The 18535-nt window shown below is 68.3% G+C and carries 8 protein-coding genes; all 8 read left to right on the plus strand.

The window, feature by feature from the left end; genetic code table 11:
* Positions 1 to 126 precede the first annotated feature (126 nt).
* The 8 genes from pglW to TBR22_RS03065 all read left to right on the plus strand — a co-directional run bounded on the left by pglW (position 127) and on the right by TBR22_RS03065 (position 18466).
* Positions 127 to 4362, plus strand: a complete 4236-nt coding sequence (gene pglW, locus TBR22_RS03030) for a BREX system serine/threonine kinase PglW (protein ID WP_239491475.1) — start codon at positions 127 to 129, stop codon at positions 4360 to 4362.
* 7 nt (positions 4363 to 4369) lie between these two features.
* Positions 4370 to 5182, plus strand: coding sequence for a hypothetical protein (locus TBR22_RS03035; RefSeq protein ID WP_239491476.1), 813 nt, complete (start codon positions 4370 to 4372; stop codon positions 5180 to 5182).
* Positions 5179 to 8739 (plus strand): BREX-2 system adenine-specific DNA-methyltransferase PglX, encoded by a 3561-nt coding sequence (gene pglX / locus TBR22_RS03040; protein WP_239491477.1) that lies wholly within the window; start codon positions 5179 to 5181, stop codon positions 8737 to 8739. Before TBR22_RS03035 ends, pglX begins: the two co-directional genes overlap by 4 nt.
* A gap of 11 nt (positions 8740 to 8750) precedes the next feature.
* The gene (locus TBR22_RS03045; protein ID WP_239491478.1) at positions 8751 to 13886 is read left to right on the plus strand and encodes an AAA domain-containing protein; all 5136 of its coding nucleotides are present in this window, start codon (positions 8751 to 8753) and stop codon (positions 13884 to 13886) included.
* A 134-nt stretch (positions 13887 to 14020) separates the two neighbouring features.
* The gene (locus TBR22_RS03050) at positions 14021 to 14218 is read left to right on the plus strand and encodes a DUF433 domain-containing protein (RefSeq protein ID WP_239491479.1); all 198 of its coding nucleotides are present in this window, start codon (positions 14021 to 14023) and stop codon (positions 14216 to 14218) included.
* Between the two features lie 9 nt (positions 14219 to 14227).
* Entirely contained in the window at positions 14228 to 14467 is a 240-nt protein-coding gene (locus tag TBR22_RS03055) for a CopG family ribbon-helix-helix protein (protein ID WP_239491480.1), read from the plus strand.
* On the plus strand, positions 14467 to 14742 hold the full coding sequence (locus TBR22_RS03060) for a type II toxin-antitoxin system RelE/ParE family toxin (RefSeq protein WP_239491481.1): 276 nt from the start codon (positions 14467 to 14469) through the stop codon (positions 14740 to 14742). Before TBR22_RS03055 ends, TBR22_RS03060 begins: the two co-directional genes overlap by 1 nt.
* Before the next feature lie 100 nt (positions 14743 to 14842).
* Entirely contained in the window at positions 14843 to 18466 is a 3624-nt protein-coding gene (locus tag TBR22_RS03065) for a hypothetical protein (RefSeq protein WP_239491482.1), read from the plus strand.
* Positions 18467 to 18535: the final 69 nt, after the last annotated feature.

Here is an 18535-nt window from a genome sequence, read left to right on the forward strand (position 1 = left end):
TTCGCCTCCTTGACAGGGAGAAGTACTCACGCATAGCTCCATTTCTGGTACCGAAGTCCGTTCGGTTCACCTCTGCAATTCGTTGTACTTCACAGGCGCGTCGCGCCTGATTAGACTGCCCCTCCCATGTTGTCGCACCGTTGGCAGGCCATAGCCGAATCGCGGTTCCCCTGGGAACGCGAGGCCCTGGAGTACCTCCGCCAGCACCTGCCCGACGTCGAGACCACCCGCGCCTGGGCCAACGGCGAGTTCGTGAGCCTCGACGGCCACCTCAACGAAGCCGACGTCATCGTCATCAGCGCCCGCGGGATGTTCCTCGTCGAGATCAAGAGCCGCCCGGGCGAGATCTCCGGCGACCTGCAGGACTGGGTGTGGCGCGACGGGCCGCACGAGTTCCGCGACCGCAACCCGATCACCCTGACAAACACAAAGGCCAAGCGGCTGTCGGCGCTGTTGAAGAACACGCAGACCCTGCAGGCACACCGCGGCCGCGTCCCGTTCATCGAGCCGCTCGTCTTCCTGTCTGCGGCGGGCAACCGTATCAACCTGCCCGGGCCGCTGAAGTTCCGCGTGTTCGGTCGCGACCCCGACAAGGGCGGCCGCCCCGGCGAGCCCGGCATCATCGACGCGCTCACCAATCCCGCCGTCGGCGTGGCGGCCCGCGAGACCCTCGACACCGCCACGGTGAAGATGCTGGCGAAGGCCATGGAAGAGATTGGCCTCCGACCCTCGGTCCGCGCCGACCAGGTGGGCGACTACAAGCTGGGCGACCTCCTCGAGGACGGCCCCACCTGGCAGGACTACGAGGCCAACCACGTCGCGCTGAAGGTCAAGCGTCGCATCCGCCGGTACCCGGTGCCCAAGGGCGTGGCCGCCGACCAGCGGCAGCGCGTGCTGGCCGCTGCCCGGCGCGAGTTCGAGATCCTCGAAGGCATCCGCCACGAGGGCATCGTGTCGCCGCAGGCGTACCACGAGACCGAGGCGGGCCCCGCGCTCGTGTTCCCGCTCGACACCGAGTCGGTGCGCCTGGATCGCTTCCTGGTCACGGCCGAGACCGAGGGGCGCCTCGACGTCCACTTGCGCCTCCATCTGCTGCGCGCCATCGCGGAGGTGCTGGAGTACGCCCATGAGCGCCGGCTGTACCACCGGGCCTTGAATCCGCAGGCCATCCTCGTCACGCGACCGGCGTCACCCACCCCGGGCATCGCCATCGCCAACTGGTTCTCCGGCGAGCGCCAGGCTGGCACCACGCTCGGCTCCGCTGTCGCTGGCACGATGCACATCGACGCGCTGCTCGAGGACCTCGGCCAGTTGTACGTGGCCCCGGAGCTCCGACTCGACTCGCCGAACGAGGAGGCGATGGACGTGTTCTCGCTGGGCGCCGTCGCGTACCACCTGTTCACCGGTGCACCGCCGGCCGACTCCCTGCTCGCCCTCGACGAGAAGCTGCAGCAGCACGGCGGCCTGCTGATCACCGATCGCCTCAACGGCGCCCCGCCGAACCTCACGTCGCTGATTCACGACGCCACCCGCGCGGTCGTGTCGAAGCGGATCGCCTCGATGGACGAGTTCCTCGAGTGCCTGGAGGTCGCCGAGGCGGAGGCGAACGATTCGCGCCCGGTCGAGCCGGCGCAGGGCATCGACCCCGTTGACGCCAACAAGGGCGACGAGCTGCCGGGCGGACTCACGGTGAAGAAGCGCCTCGGCAAGGGCTCCACCGCCGTGGCGCTTCTCGTGGAGCGGGACGACCGCGAGTACGTGCTGAAGGTGGCCCTGGCCACCGAGCACAATACCCGCCTCCGTGCCGAAGGCGAGGTGCTCGCCTCCCTTCGCCACGCCAACATCATCGCCATCCACGGTGAGCCGATCGAGATCGCCGGGCGCACATGCCTGCTCATCGACAAGGCCGGCGACAGCACGCTCGCGCAGCGCCTGCGCGAGGACGGCCCGCTGCAGCTCGACTTCCTGCAGCGGTTCGGCGAGGACCTGCTGGCCACGCTCGATCACCTCGACGAGATGGGCGTGTCGCATCGCGACATCAAGCCCGACAACCTCGGCGTGACGCCGCTGGGCCGCGGCAATCGACAGCACCTGGTGCTGTTCGACTTCTCGTTGTCGCGTGAGCCTGTCGAGAACATCCGCTCCGGCACGACGCCGTACCTCGAGCCTTTCCTCAAGCTCCGCCGGCCCCAACGATGGGACTTGGCCGCCGAGCGCTTCGCCGCGGCAGTCACGCTGCATGAGATGGCGACGGGGCAGTTGCCGAAGTGGGGCGACGGCCTCAGTGATCCGGCTCTGCTGAAAGACGAAGTCACGGTAGCTGGCGACCTGATCGACGCCGGCATCCGCGACCAGCTCACGGGGTTCCTGCGCCGGGCGCTCGCGCGCGACCCGGCGGCACGCTTCGACAACGTGCGCGACATGCTGGCGGCGTGGCGCGCGGTGTTCGCCGCAGTCGACCGTCCACCCGTCGTGGAGCCGGTCCGGCCAGAGGGGCCGGGAACCGCCGACGTGCGCGCCCTGTTCGAGGAGGCTGTCCGCGCCGCCACGCCGGACACGCCCCTGGCGACGATGCACGTGAGCACCAGAGGCTTGAACGCGCTCGAGCGTGTGGGGTGCACGACGGCGGGGCAACTCGCGCGCCTCGCGCTCACGCGCGTGTGGGCGCTTCCCGGCGTGGGGCACAAGACTCGCCGCGAACTCGGCACCCTCGCCGCCGCGTTGCGGGAGCGGTTCTCGATTACACCGGTAGGGCCCGGTGTCCCACCGGGCCGTGAGCCCGTTGTTCCTCCTGGCCGCAGCCCTGAAGGCCCCGCGACCGTCGATGCCCTCGCGGCACTGTTGCTGCCCGCGAAGAAGCCGGGCGCGAAGCAGGACTCGCGCGCCTTGCCCGTCTGGCTGGGGCTGGACCAGCAGACGGCCTGGGGCGTAGCCAATTTGCCGCCATGGCCGAACCAGACCGAAGCGGGCAAGGCTGCCGGGGTGACGCGTGCCCGGGTGTCGCAGGCCGTACTCAAGGCGCGCGATCGCTGGCGCCGCGACCCGTGCCTCACTGCCCTGCGCGCGGACCTCGCCGAGATCGTGACGAAGCAGTCGGGTGCCGTCACGGCAGACGAACTCGCGACGCTGCTTCTGGCCGTGCGCGGCTCACAGCAGGAGGAGCCGCTGCGCTCGACCTATGCACGGGCCGTGGTGCGTGCCGCTCTCGACGTGGAGGAGTCGCTCGAGTCGCCTCGGCTCGTCACGCGCCGCATCGGCGCCGTGCTGCTCGTGGCTCTCGACCAGGCGACCGCTGACTGGGCCGACAGGCTTGGCGCGCAGGCCGCCGAGGTGGCGCGTCGGGAGCCGCTCGCCTCGCCGGAATCGGCGATGGGCGCGCTGCTCGACGTGCCGCCGCCAGAGGCAGCCCTCGTTCCACCGCCGGCCCGCTTGCTGCGCCTCGCGGCTGCGGTCTCCGGCGTGGCGGCGGTGTCGAGCCGTCAGGAACTGTATCCGCGCGGCATGGACGCGTCGCGCGCGCTGCGCCTCACGCCGGGGCTGCTCGCGTCGCGCGGCGACCTCACCATCGAGCAACTCCGCGAACGCGTGTCGAGTCGGTACCCGGAAGCGGCACCGCTTCCCGAACGCCCGGCGCTCGACGACCTGCTGCGCGATGCGGGGTTCGACCTCGAGTGGGTGCCGGACGCGGCGCGCGGGGCCGGTGCGTACCGCCCACGCGAGGCGTATCGCATTCCCGTGCCGTCGGTCACGAGCACGCTCACCCGCTTCGGCACGCGGGTCGGCCCGCCGGTGGCGGTGCCCGACGAGGCTGTGCTCGAGGCGCGCGCGTTCGAGGATCGCCTGCGCACGGCTGCCGACGCGGGACAGTTCCTGGTCCTCTCAACGGGCCCCCGTGACCTCGCACGGGCCCGGCAGGAGCTCGCGCGCTTCGACGTCGAGGTGGTGGACACCGATGCGCTGCTCGTGTCGGCGATGAAGCAGGAGGCGCTGAAGGCTGGCGCGAGCTGGGACATCGTGCTGCGCGCCGACGCGGCGCCCCGCGACGGCGCCGACTGGCGGAACCTGCAACTGCTGGTCACGCGCGCGATGGCATCGGTCACGGCGTCGCTCCTCGCTCGGCCGGGCACGGTGCTGCTCACCAACCCGGGCCTGCTCGCGCGCTACGACCGGCTCGGCCTCTTGCACGACGTGCACCAGCAGCTCGGCAAGCCCGGCGGCCTGCAGGGCCTGTGGGTGCTCGTGCCCGCCGACGGCCAGGCCGTGCAGCCGCTGCTCGACGGCGTCGCCGTGCCCGTCATCGGTCGCGGCCAGTGGGCGCGCATCCCGGAGCCGTGGCTCCGCAACGAACACCGCGCCGCGTGAGCACCGAATGCCTCATCACGACACCCCGATAGACGAGCTGGCCCGTCTCAAGTCGTTGCTCGAGCAGGGCGACACCCGGGCCGTCGTGCAGGCCTGCGAGCAGAGGCTGGCCATCAACGAGCAGGATGCCGCGTCGTGGTACCTGCTCGGGCAGGCTCATCGCTACGAGGACAACTACGAGACGGCCGCGACGGCGTTGCGACGGGCCTGTGCCCTAGAGGCCAATCCCGGGTACGCCTTGGCCTATGGCATCGCGCTGCAACTCGACGGGCAACTGGAGGCCGCTGCCGACATCCTCGAGCAGGGGACGGAGCGCTGGGATCGCCATCCCCTGCTGCACAACTCGCTTGGTCTCACGTACCGCAAGATGGGGCGGTACGCCGACGCCCGCAAGGAATACTCCGCGGCCATCTACTGGCACGCCTACCACCTGATTCGCGACAAGCAGGCGTGGTACCTGCGGCCCAATCCCCATCCACCCCACGACCGGGAGCCGCTCTGGATGCGCGTCTACATGGATTGTGTCCTGAAGATGACCGTGGAGGACGGATTCGACGCCATCGGTGTGGCCGAGGGCGGTGTCGACCCGCCCGAGGCCGGCTTGTTCTGGGTTGACGGTGTGGACGGGCAGGGCAAGCGGCAGCGGATGTGGCTCGCGCGTGCGCCGTCGGCTCTCTACTGGCTGCTCCGGGCCGACAGCTTCTACGCGACCTGCGTGGGCAACCTGGCCACCGTTGTCAGCCTGCTCGGCGAGGACGAACTCGCAGAGGCCTATCTCCGCGAGGCCGAGCACTTCAAGCCCCGCAGCACCAACGAATGATCGACTCTTCGCTCCTTCTCAAGCACCTCCAGGCTCGCGTCGTCGCCCTGCAGGACGACCTCCGCGCCCGCGCCGCCTCCGAGCCCGCCGTCGACCGCTCATTCCGCGAGGAATACGCCGCCGCGCGGCAGGCGCAGCGCACGGCCGACACCTTCGAGAGCTGGCGCGAGGACCCGGTCACGCAGGCCGCCGTGGCCTGGGTGCTCGGCACCGTGTTCGTGCGGTTCCTCGAGGACAACGGCCTCATCGACGCGTGGATCTCCGGTCCTGGCGACCGGCGGAAGTTCGCGCTCGACAGGCACGCTGCCTACTTCGAGCAGCACCCCCTCGAGACCGACCGCGAGTACCTGCTGCACGTGTTCGGCACGGTCGGCAAGCTTCCCGCCGGCGGCGACGTGTTCGACGCTGCGCACAACCCGCTCTGGCGCATCACGCCGTCGGGCGACGCGGCGCAGGCGCTCCTCGAGTTCTGGCAGCGCATCGACCCGGCCACCGGCGCCATCGCGCACGACTTCACCGACCCGGCGTGGGGCACCCGCCTGCTGGGCGACCTCTACCAGGACCTCTCGGAGGCCGCGCGCAAGAAGTACGCGCTGCTGCAGACGCCCGACTTCGTGGAGCGCTTCATCCTCGACCGCACGCTCACGCCGGCCATCGAGGCGTTCGGCTACCAGACGGTCACGCTGATCGACCCCACCTGCGGTTCTGGGCACTTCCTGCTCGGCGCCTTCGAGCGGTTGCTGGCGGAGTACGAGCGGCACCAGCCGGGCACGAGCGTTCGCGCGCACGTGCAGGCCGTGTTGCGGCAGGTGTCGGGCATCGACCTCAACCCGTTTGCCGCGGCCATCGCGCGCTTCCGCCTGCTCATCGCGGCACTCCGTGCGTCTGGAGTGACGCGCCTTGCCGACGCGCCGGCGTTCGATATCCAGGTGGGCACGGGCGACGCGCTGCTGCACGGCCGCAAGCACTCCGGGGGCGGCGAGGTGCAGCCCTCGCTCGACCCCGACGACCCGAGCCGCCACCACTTCTTCGCGGAGGACCCGCGCGCCGACGCCATCCTCAACCGCCGCCACCACGTCGTCGTCGGCAACCCGCCGTACATCGTCGTGCGCGATCGCGCGCTGAACCAGCTCTATCGCACGCGCTACGCGTCGTGCCATATGCAGTACTCGCTCGTCGTGCCGTTCATCGAACGCTTCTTCGACCTGGCGACAGTGGAACCCGCCGGATACATGGGACTCATCGGCGGGAACTCGTTCATGAAGCGCGAGTTCGGCAGCAAGGTGATCGAGCAGTTCCTTCCGCGCGTGGACCTCACGCACGTCGTCGACACGTCGGGCGCATACATCCCCGGCCACGGCACGCCGACGGTGATCCTGTTCGGTCGTAACCGCGCTCCGTCAGCACCAACACGCACGGTGATGGGCATCTGTGGCGAGCCAAGCGCACCGGAGGACCCGGCGCGGGGCCAGGTGTGGACAGCGATCGAGCGCCAGATCGACCACGCGGGCTCCGAGAGCGTGTTCGTCAGTGTTCGGGACCTTGAGCAAGTAAAGCTACACACACACCCTTGGAGCGTCGGTGGAGGCGGTGCGGCTGAACTGAAGGGCAGGCTTGAAGGAGCAGCTAGGAGCCGGCTTTCCGCCGTCATGGACGGACCCATAGGTCGAGCTGCTAGGACAGGCGAAGACGATGCATTCATGCGGCCTTATCACGTCCGTCGCAGATCGAGCTTGCCGGGCCAGTGGTGGCGCACCGTCCTCATAGGCGAGGAGGTCAGAGATTGGTCCGCTGCACCGACTGACTACGCGCTCTTTCCTTACGACAGCAGCAGCGCGTTTCGGCGCTTCTCTGACAGCACAGCGCGAGAATCTGGTCTGCTTCGTGAGCTCTGGTCGTTACGCACAACCCTCGCGAAAAGGTCGACGTTTCAGGGCGACATGGCGGATGCCGGGCGGTGCTGGTGGGAGTATCAGCAGTACACACCCAGTGCGCACCTGAGCTCGGCATCGATCTGCTTCGCCTTTGTAGCGACGCATAACCAGTTCGCACTCGACCGCGGCGGCAGCGTCTTCAACCGCTCTGCTCCCGTCATCAAGCTTCCCGCCGACGCTACCGAGGATGACCACTTCGCTCTTCTCGGCCTTCTGAATTCCTCATCGGCCTGCTACTGGATGAAGCAAGTGTTCTATCCAAAAGGCGGCGATCAGGTCGGTAACGAAGGAGCGCGCGTGAGCAAGAGCCCCTGGGAAGACCGGTACGAATTCGCGGGGACCGCGCTAGCGGAGTACCCGGTTGTGCCCTCGTCACCAGACCAAGCGAGGGAACTATCGTTGCTAGCCGAGGGTGCCCCGTCCACTGCAAGCGACTGGCTGCTGAGACTTCGAAGGATGATCTCTCTGCAGGAAGAACTGGACTGGAATGTCTATTCTCGATACGGCCTCTTGGCGGAGCAGGTCATTCACCGCGGAGACCTGGTACCGATCGCGCTAGGCGAGCGAGCTTTCGAGATCGTGCTCGCGCGTCGATTTGCTGCTGGTGACGAGGACACCACCTGGTTCGAGCGGCATGGCTCGACGCCGATCACCGAGTTGCCCGCGCACTGGCCAGACGACTACAAGGCACTAGTCGAGCGGCGCATCGCACTGATCGAATCCGATCGAGACATCGCCCTCATCGAGCGTCCTGAATACAAGCGTCGCTGGAACCTTGAGGCGTTCGAGGAACAGCAGGAGCGCGTCCGCCGGAACCGGTTGCTCGATCGGCTCGAGAACGCCGACTGGTGGTCATCGCCGATCCTGCTGACAACGGCCGCGCTGTCAGATCTCGCGCGGCGCGACGTCGAGTGGATGGCGATGGCCGAGGCGTATCGCGGACGTGCGGACTTCGACGTGACGACGCTGGTCACCGAGCTGGTGACCGCGGAGGGCGTGCCGTACCTGCCGGCGTACCGGTACAAGGAGAGCGGCCTACGGAAGCGCGCGCAGTGGGAGGCCACTTGGGCGCTGCAGCGGCAGGAAGACGCCATCGACGCGCGTGTGGACCTGCCCGAGGGCGACCCGCAGCGCCTCACGCGCGAGGAGGCCGATCGCCTCAAGCGCGCGCAGGTGGGCGATATCCCCGTGCCACCGAAGTACGCCTCCGCCGACTTCCGCAAGGGCGACTACTGGCGCCTGCGCGGCAAGCTGGACGTGCCCAAGGAGCGCTTCATCCTTTACCCGGGCGCCGAGCGCGCCGACGACCCCACGCCCGTGGTGGGCTGGGCCGGCTGGGACCACCTGCAGCAGGCCCAGGCGCTCGCCGCGTACTACGTGGACCGGCAGAACGAGGGCTGGAGCCCCGAACGTCTGACACCGCTCCTCGCCGGCCTCCTCGACGTCGTGCCGTGGCTCCAGCAGTGGCACAACGACGTCGACCCGCAGTTCAACATGCGCCTCGGCGACTACTTTGCCGATTACGCCGACCAACAGGCCCGCGCGCTCGGCCTCACCCTCGACGCCCTGCGCGCCTGGACACCCCCTGAACCCACCCGCGGCCGCAAGCCGCGCAAGTCCTGACGTACACCAGCATGTCCTCCGCGCTCGAGCGTTCTGCTCGCCTCGCTCAGTTCCTTCGTGAAGCCGTCGGCATCCGCTCGAAGCCGGTGGTCGAGGTTTCGAAGTATCCGAATGTGCTCTGGTTCTCGAACATGCCGGGCCAGCAGGAGACCAAGGATCTGCGGTCGCCTTTGCTCGCCTCCAGCTGGCGAGACGACGACTTTCGCTGGCTCGTGGTGAACCGCGTGCGGGAGAAGAGCGCTCCCGAGCCTCCGAAGACCTGCCGCCCTTGGCTCGAGACCGTGGTGCTCGACGACCCGGCAAAGGAGCCGGGGATGGTGCCCCTGGTCCGGCTCCAGCCGGACGGGACCGAGATCGAGGTTCCTCCTTCGTTGGAAGCCGTCGAGGCATGGAGTGCGTATCTCCAGCAATCATGGATGCCGTGGGCGTCTGCCACCCGGGTGCTGCGCCGTGTTCGCGCCATCTACGAGGAGCTGTTCGCGATTCGCAACCAGCTTCAAGGGCAGGAAGATGGTTACGACCTGTTCATCGGCTGCGGGCTCCTGCAGATGCGCCTCGAGGACGGCCGTGCCGCGAGGCGGCACCTCCTCGCATTCCCGGCAGAGATCGACATCGACGACAAGACCGGCACGCTCACGGTTCGGCCATCGGCGTCGTTCGTGCAGGCCGTGATGGAATCGGAGTACCTCGACGCGGTCACCCGCGCCAGCCTGCAGAAGCAGTGGCAGCGGATGGGAGCGCAGATGGAGGAGATCGGGCCTGCGCTGCACAACCGCGCCGGCCTGACATCCGCACTGAGGCAGCTGGTGTTCGAGGTCGCCGGAGATGCGGAGTACATCGACGACATGGTGGCCACCACAGACGTGCCACCACACGCGCGTGCTCGCTTCGCTCCCGCGATCGTCTTTCGCCCTCGATCGGCTCGCGCACTGGAGAAGGTGCTCAGGGACATCGAGCAGCAGATGTCATCCGGCTCTGTCGAGCCCGGCCGGCTGCCCTATGCATGGCGACAGCTCATCGAGGATCCCGATGCGCCTGCTCCTGATCCGGTCGAGCCTGGCGGGCATGGCGCTCCGGTCGAGACCTACTTCCCCCTGCCGGCCAATGACGAGCAACTGCAGATCGTGCGTCTGGCCAACAACAAGGCGGGGGTGGTGGTGCAGGGGCCGCCTGGCACGGGCAAGAGCCACACGATTGCCAACCTGATCTCGCACTACCTCGCATCTGGCCAGCGTGTCCTGGTGACGGCCGAAAAGGCGCAGGCGTTGAAGGTGCTCCGCGACAAGCTGCCTGAGCCCCTTCGCGAGCTCTGCGTGACGCTGCTTGGCTCAGGTGCCGAGGCCGACAAGGACCTCGAGAGAAACGTGCGCGCCCTCCTGGAGCGATACCAGCGCTCCCTGCTTTCTCCGGGGTGCTACATCAGGGAGGCCGATCGGCTCGGTGATGAGATCGAGGCCTGTCAACGCACTCTCGAGCGGCACGAGCGCAGTGTGCTCGAGATCAGGCAGGCTGAAGGGGAGATCGTCTCGCCCCGACCCGGCTACTCCGGGACGAGAGCCCACATCGCGCGCCTGCTGCAGGAGCATGCAGACGAGCGCGGATGGATTGCGGACGCCCTTTCATGGGAGACGCCTTGCCCGCCGTTTGCGCCTGGGTGGGCTGCCCTCGCCGACTACCACGCCTCGCTCACACCTGAAGCCCGCGCCGCCCTGCAGCGTCGCTGGATTCCGCTGCCGTTTGCGGCCCAGGACGCCTTCGACGTGCTCGAGGGCGTTGCTCAGGCGACGCTCGCGCTTCGCACCCTGAACCTCTCCGTGGCTGAAGACGCGGCCGATGCCGATCTTGCGCACCTCGAGGCTTACCTCCGTCGGGTCCAGCAACTCGAGCTCACGCGCGGTGATGCGTGGACGAAAGACGTGAGGCGAGACGTCTTTGCGCGTGACACCTCCCGGTTCGAGGCCCTGCATCGGCAGGCCAAGGCCGCGCTCCGCAAGGTTACGCAGAATGTGACGGACGCTGTGCGCGACATCGAAGTCTCCGGCGACCGCTCGATTGCGGACACCGTGCGGGACATCGGTCGACTCCACGCGCACTTCGCGGCAGGCGGGAAGATGCGTGAGTTCGTCTTCTTCACTCCCGCGGTCATTACGGAGACGAGCTGGCTTGCCGAGCACGTGACCCTCGACGGACAGCCATTCAGGATTCCCGAAGACGTCGAGGTGGCGAAGAAGGCCATCGACGCGGCGGCGGTTGTGGCAGGTGCCTGGAAGCCCTGGAAGGAGCACGGCGAAGAAGGCCTCGACGCGACGCAGCAGGTCGCCGTACTGAAGGCACGGCTCGAGGTCCTTGGACAGTGGCTGGAGCTTCCGGCCCCGTGGGACTCGGTCTCTGCGAATGTTCAAGCGTGGCTCCAGCGGACCGTCGCCGACGGTGCTGACACAGCCAGCCTGCTCCAGGCCGTATGCGCTCGCAGGTCGGTCCTTGCCCTCGCCCGGGCGCGTGAGCGGCGGGACGCGCTCGTCGCGCTGTTGCCGGAGCCTGGTCCCGACGACCTCCCGACTATCGCGGCGGTGGCGACAGCGCTCGTGGCCGAAGATGCCAAGGCTCTCGGCCGTGTGTTGGCGGATCTGGAGTCCGAGCGCGCTCGTCGGCAAGACTTCGAGCGCTACACGGATTGGCTGGCCACGGTCGAGACTCACGCGCCTCGCGCGGCTGCGACTATCAGGAGCGCAGAGGGCTCGCCAGACCTGGTGCCGCGTCTCGAGCGCTTCGAGGAGGCATGGGACCACGCCTGCACCCGCGCATGGCTCGACGCGCAGCTGGATCCGGTTCGGCAACGCAGCCTGCAGGCCCAACTGGCGGCGACGCGGGAGCGATTGGAAGAGCTGCGCAGGGACGCCGTGGCCGCGCGTGCCCGGCACCATGCCGCGGAGCGGCTCGACATCCGGGGAAAGGCCCTGCTCGAGTCCTGGAGCAACGCGGTACGCAATATCCCGCAGACAGGGAGAACGGTCTTCGCGAGAAGAGCCGCAGCGAGGGAGTTGCTCGGCTCCGCACTGGATCGCATTCCAGCATGGGTCGTGTCGCTGAACCGCCTGTACGAGACGGTGAGCACGAGACCGGGGGAGTTCGACATCGCGATCGTCGACGAGGCATCGCAGTGCGGCCTCGAAGCCCTACCGCTCTTCTACCTCGCCAAGCAGGTGATCGTCGTGGGCGACGACAAGCAGATCTCTCCGTCTGCCGTGGGCGTCGATGCGACGGCAGTGCCCTCGCTCGCCAACACCCTGTTGCCCGATTTCGCGAGACGGGCGAACCTCACCCTGCAGTCGAGTCTGTTCGACCACAGCAGGGTGAACCTGCTGCACGGTATTTCCCTCCGGGAGCACTTCAGGTGTGTTCCCGAGATCATCAGGTTCAGCAACGAACTGTGCTACGACGGGAAGCTCGTACCGCTCAAGCAGGCCGGAAGAGATCGCCTGCCGCCGCTTGAGTCTCGGCACGTAGCGGATGGCCTCAGGAAGAGCGACAGCAACCTGCCCGAAGCCAAGGCCATTGTCGAAACCCTGTTGCAGTGCCATCGCGATGCCAGGTACGAGGGCATGACGTTCGGAGTCATCAGCCTTCAAGGCGATGAACAGGCGAGCCTCATCGAACGGCTCGTCATGAAGCAAGCGCCACAGCTCTTCAGTGAGCGCAGCCTGCGGTGCGGCAATCCCTACGCCTTTCAGGGCGACGAACGGAACGTCATCTTCCTGAGCATGGTCACGGCGCCGAACATCGACAGCCGAGCACTGACGGGTCCCACGTTCGAACAGCGATTCAACGTCGCGATGAGTCGTGCGCAGGATCAAGTCTGGCTGTTTCACAGCGTCCGCCAGGAACATCTCGCGAGGGAGTGCCTCCGCGCCCGAGTCCTCCAGTTCTTCGAGACTCCTGTCGATGTCAGCATTCAGGGCACCGAGCTGTCTCTCCCGGAGCTTCAGCGACTCGCCGCTCGTCGACCGCGCGTTCGCGGGGAGCAGCCCCGGCCATTCGACAGTTGGTTCGAGCTGGACGTGGCTCTGGCGCTCGCGAGCCGAGGACTGAAGGTGTCGGCGCAGGTGTCGGTTGCTTCGCGCCGCATCGACCTGGTGGTGGAAGGGCGGAACTGGAGGCTCGCCGTCGAGTGTGATGGCGATGCGTTTCACGGTGCGGACAGGTTCCAGGAGGACCTCGCGCGTCAGCGTCAGCTCGAGCGGGCAGGGTGGCAGTTCGTCAGGATTCTCGAGAGCCAGTTCTACGCCGACCCGAGCGCTGCACTCGAAGAGGTGCTGGAGCTGTGCGAGGAGTTGACGGAGGAGCAGGAGGAGGCCGAGGCGGCGACTGATGCAGGTCCGGTCGACTCAGTCGTTCATCAGGCGCCCCCGGCAGCGCCAGACGACGCTTGCGAGCAAGTCACCGAAGACGCCGCTTGGCCTCTACCGTCATCGGCGGAGCAGTCCGACGAAGAGGACGAGGATGACGTGAACGAGCCCGGTGGGGAGGCGATCGAGGCGGAACTCGACTTCGCCCCGAGCCCTGCCGTCACGACTGGCCCGTTCACCGGCCATGTGGGCAAGCGCTATCCGAACCCTAGGACGGCACCTGCACGCAACGTCGCGGACGCGGTCCTCGAGATCCTGAGGCAAGACGGCCCCATGCCCAAGGCGTCCATCTACAAGCTCTACAGGGATGGATGCCCAGAGGTGTCTCGCGCCTCCAAGACTTTGAAACAGGCAATCAACCGGGTCATCAGCAACCTGCAGCGCTCCCGACGCGTGATCGCCACTGACGAGGGTTCGGGCAGACGCCTCGCCGCGGAAGTCACCCTGCGCAGCGCGGACACTGACGCCGTGCGCGTGCGCCCCCTCGGGGCGAGAACGTTCGCCGATGTGCCGATCTCCGAGATTGCGGCGCGCCTGCGCGTGCTTGCCGGTGGCAAGGTGCCCCCTCGAGGCGACCGCGTGGAACTGTTCCAGCAGGTACTCAGGGATCTCGGCCTGCCGCACCGGGTGGACAGCTGCCTGCCGAGGTTCGAGTTTGCTGCCCGCCTCGCATTCGAACCGGACAGGTGGTCAGCGCCAGGCGGGCCCGGTCCTCTCACGCAGACGCTCCCGCTGGAGTAGACAGGTGCCAGACACATGCCCTTGATCAGGGAAATCTTCAATCTGCCCCGCAGCGTCAACCTCGCCGACTTCTTGTTGCACCCCGAGGGCATCACGGACGCGCACCTGGGCCTGACCGAGGGGTACACTGAGCCATGAATCTCCTGGACCGCATCGTGGTGGTGCCCGACGTGCGCTTCGGGAAGCCGTGCGTGCGCGGCACCCGGATCACCGTCGGCGACGTGCTGGGCTACCTCGCCGGGGGCATGAGCGAGGACGAGATCCTGCAGGACTTCCCGCAGCTCGAGCGCGACGACATCCGGGCGTGCCTTGCATCGCGGTCGCGACTGTAAACTGGCGCCATGGAACTGCATCTGTCGCGTGAGCTCGAAGGCAAGCTGGCAGCGGCGGCGGTCCGCCGGGGCGTGTCGATCGAGGTCCTGGCTCGCGAGGCACTCGAGCGTGCGGTTGACTACGACGACTGGTTTGTCCGCGAGGTCGAGTCGGGCATGGCCCAGATCGGTGCCGGCCAGACGCTGTCCCACGATGACGTCGGGACCCGACTGGCGAAGAAGCTCGCCGACCACGACGCCGGTCGCTGATGCAACTGCGCTGGACGGAGGCGGCGGCCGCAGATCTGGAGCGCATCGCCGACTACCTCCTGGCCCAATCGCCGGACCGCGCGCCCGATCTCGTGAAGTCGCTCTACCACGCCCCGGAGGCGCTGTTGGAGTTCCCGCGTCGCGGACGCCCCGGGAAGAAGACCGACACACGCGAACTGGTGCTCTCGCCGTTGCCGTGGATTGTGGTCTACACGGTTCGGGATGACGTGGTCCACGTCGTCCGCATCCTGCACGGAGCGCAACGCTGGCCCTGAAAGGATGGGGTGTCAGACGCCTCTGACTCACCCCGTCTGAGGGGCACGTGCCGGCTGGAATGGCGGTTGTAGAATCCTCCGCACCCGAGCCCTGCCTGACATGCCCCTGATCAGCGACGTCCTCAACCTGCCCCGCAGCGTCAACCGCGGCGACTTCGTGCTGCGCCTCTCCGAGGGCATCACGGACGCGCATGCCGACGGCACGCTGCGCGACTACGTGGTCACGCCGCAGCTCGCGGCCAACTTCAGGGACGCGCTCGCCTTCATCCGAAGCGCTCTCGAGTCGGGCAGCAGCAAAGGCGCCTACCTCCACGGCAGCTTCGGCAGCGGCAAGAGCCACTTCATGGCCGTGCTGTACCTGCTGCTGCGCGGCAACCCGAAGGCGCGCGCGCTGCCGGAACTCGCCGAGGTCGTGCAGGCGCAGGACACGTGGGCCGAGGGCCGCAAGTTCCTGCTCGTGCCCTACCACATGATCGGCGCCCACTCGATGGAGTCGGCCATCCTCGGCCAGTACGTCGAGTTCGTGCGCCGCCTGCACCCCGAGGCGCCGACCCCTGGCGTCTACCTGTCGGGCCCGCTGTTCGACGACGCGCGCAATCTGCGCCAGACGATGGGCGATCAGGCGTTCTTCGACGCGCTCAACCGGGGCAAGGGCGGCGGGGGCGGCTGGGGCAACATCGGCGCCGCCTGGGACGCCGCGCGCTTCGACGCAGCTACGGTCGCGCCAGAGGACGCCGAGGACCGCGTGCGCCTCGTCGGCGACCTCACCGATACCCTGTTCACGGCCTACGCTGGCATCGCCTCCGGTCAGGGCCGCGGCTTCGTGAGCCTCGACCGGGGGCTGTCTGTCATCAGTCACCACGCGCGGTCGCTCGGCTACGACGCTGTCATCCTGTTCCTGGACGAACTGATTCTGTGGCTCGCGAGCCGCGCCGCCGACAGCCGCTTCCTGAGCGAGGAAGGCCAGAAGCTCGCCAAGCTTGTCGAGGCCCAGGATCCCAGCCGCCCCATCCCCATCGTCAGTTTCGTCGCCCGCCAGCGCGACATCCGCGACCTGGTAGGGGAGCACTCGGTGGGTGCGCACGCGCTCGCCTTCAACGACGTGTTCCGCTGGTGGGAAGCGCGCTTCCACGTGATCACGCTCGAAGATCGCAACCTGTCGGCCATCGTCGAGAAACGCGTGCTCGCCCCCGTCTCTCCGGCCGCGCGGGCGCAGATGGATGCGGCGTTCACGCAGGCGACGACGCGCCTGCGCCCGGATGTGCGCCAGGCCCTCGTGAGCCGGTCGTCAGACGATGAGTTCAGGCAGGTGTACCCGTTCTCGCCGGCGCTGGTGCAGGTGCTGGTCGCCGTGTCGTCGATGCTGCAGCGCGAACGCACGGCACTTAAGGTGATGCTCCAGTTGCTCGTGAACCAGCGCGACACGCTGGAGCTCGGGCAGCTCGTGGCCGTGGGCGACCTGTTCGACGTGATCGCCGAGGGCGACGAGGCCTTCAACGAGCAGATGCGCCAGTACTTCGACGGCGCGCGCCGCCTGTGGGCCACCAAGCTGCGGCCGATGCTCGAGGCGCAGCACGGCGTCACCGAGGAGGAACTCGCGAAGCGGCCCTGGGCGGATCCGGTCGCCACCGCGTTCCGCGCCGACGCACGGCTGCTCAAGACGTTGCTCATCGCCGCGCTGGTGCCGAACGTGGACGCGGTCCGCTCACTCGACGCCCGGCGGCTCGGCGCCCTCAACCACGGCAGCCTCAAGGCGCCCATTCCCGGGCAGGAAGACTCGCTCATCATCGGGCGCCTGCGGAACTGGGCCGCCAACGTCGGCGAGATCCACATCAGCGACGACCGTACCAACCCCACGGTGTCGCTGCAGATCACCGGGGTGGACGTGGACGGCATCCTCGCGCAGGCAAGCGCCGAGGACAATCCTGGCAACCGCCTCCGAAAGATCCGCAGCCTGGTGTTCGGCTTGTGCGGCATCCAGGACCGCGACGAGCTGTTCCTGTCGCACGAGGTGGTGTGGCGCGGCACGAAGCGGCGCGTCGAGGTGCGCTTCAGCAACGTGCGCGACCTGCCGATGGACTCGCTGCGCGCCCGCGGCACTGACTGGCTGCTGGTGGTGGACTTCCCGTTCGATGAGCAGGGCCGCACCCCTGCCGACGACCGCGCGCGGGTCGAGGCGTTCCGCGAGACCGAGGCCCCGTCGAACACCATCGTGTGGATCCCGGCGTTCCTCAGCCGCGCCTCGCTCAACGAGCTGAAGCAGCTGATCCTCATCGACCACGTGCTCGCCGGCGATCGGCTGGTGGCCTACACCGCGCACCTCACGCAGACCGAGCGCGAGTCGGCGCGCGTGCTGCTCGAGAACCAGCGGTCGCAGCTCAACGCCAAGCTGCGGATGGTGCTGGAGGGCGCGTACGGCATCGCGAGAGAGGTGGACGGCAGCATCGACACGGCACTCGAACACCCGCCTGCCGATCGCTTCCAGTCGCTCGACCCCACCCTCAAGCTGCAGCCGCCGGTGGGACCGACGATGGCGGAGGCGGTGCGGCAGTTGCTGGACCAGGCGCTGCATCACCAGTTCCCGGCGCACCCGCGCTTCGACCTCGAGGGCGACATCCGCCCGGCGATGCTCAAGCGCGTGTACGCCGAGGTGCAGCGGGCCATCCCCGAGCCGCGGCTGTTCGTGGAGGCGCCAGACACGCGTCGCCTGATGCGCCAGATCGCCGTGCCACTCTCGCTCGGCGAGATGGGCGAGCAGCACTTCGTCCTGAAGAACGCGTGGACCCAGCATTTCGACAGGAAGGTCGCGGAGCACGGCGGCAGCCTCACCGTGCGGCGCCTCCGGGGCTGGATCGACGAGCCCACGCCGCGCGGCCTGCCCACTGATTTGGCCAACCTGGTCATCCTTACCTACGCCGAGCAGAAGAACCTGCGGTTCCTGCTGCACGGTGGGCCGGCCACGCCGACGATCGACTCGCTGCACGACGACCTCGAACTGCGCGAGATCGACCTGCCGTCGCCTACCGAGTGGACGGAAGCACGGGCGCGCGCCAGCAAGATCCTGGGCCTGGCGTTGCTCGAGCAGCGGACCGCATCCAACGTCGCTGAAGCCGTCAGGGCGATCCAGGAGTCGACGAAGGGTCTGCGTGTGCCGGCGACGCAGCTCGTGGACGCGCTCAAGGCTCGCGTGTCGCAGTTGGGCATTGGCGAGGAGCGGGCGACGCGCCTGCGGACGGCTCGCGCCGCGCTCGCCCTGGTTGCGGCGGTCGACCAGGCCATGCCCGAACAGGTCATCGGGAAGCTCGCCGGCACGCCCATCGACGGCGACCCGGTGGCGCTCGGGACGAGCCTGAAGACGGGGGACGTCGTGGCCGGCGCGCTGCGCCAGGCCTCGTGGACGATCATCGACCCGGCCATGCACCTGACGGACGAGGCGCGGCGAGACGACGCCGCGCGGTTGCGGGCCGATGTGGAGCAGGCCATCTGCGCCGACGAGTACGTGACCAGCCTCAAGCCTGCGCTCGAGGGGGCGCAGACCGCGGCTGCCGCGCTCCTGGCTCGGGTGCCGCCTCCCCCGCGGCCCGACCCGGACCCGAAGCCGGAGCCGGGCCCCAAGCGCATCCGGCGCGACGGCCTTGCTCCAAAGGCCGCGCGGGAGCTGCTGGACAAGCTCACTGACAAGTGCGACGTGCTGGTCACGGTCGAGTGGACCGAGCCGGAGTAGGCTGACTGCGATGCCTGGAGCCTTGGCCCCCCCTGCACCGCGCGCCGTTCCCCTGACTCCCGCGCTCCT

The sequence above is a fragment of the Luteitalea sp. TBR-22 genome (genome assembly GCF_016865485.1).
Classification (GTDB): domain Bacteria; phylum Acidobacteriota; class Vicinamibacteria; order Vicinamibacterales; family Vicinamibacteraceae; genus Luteitalea.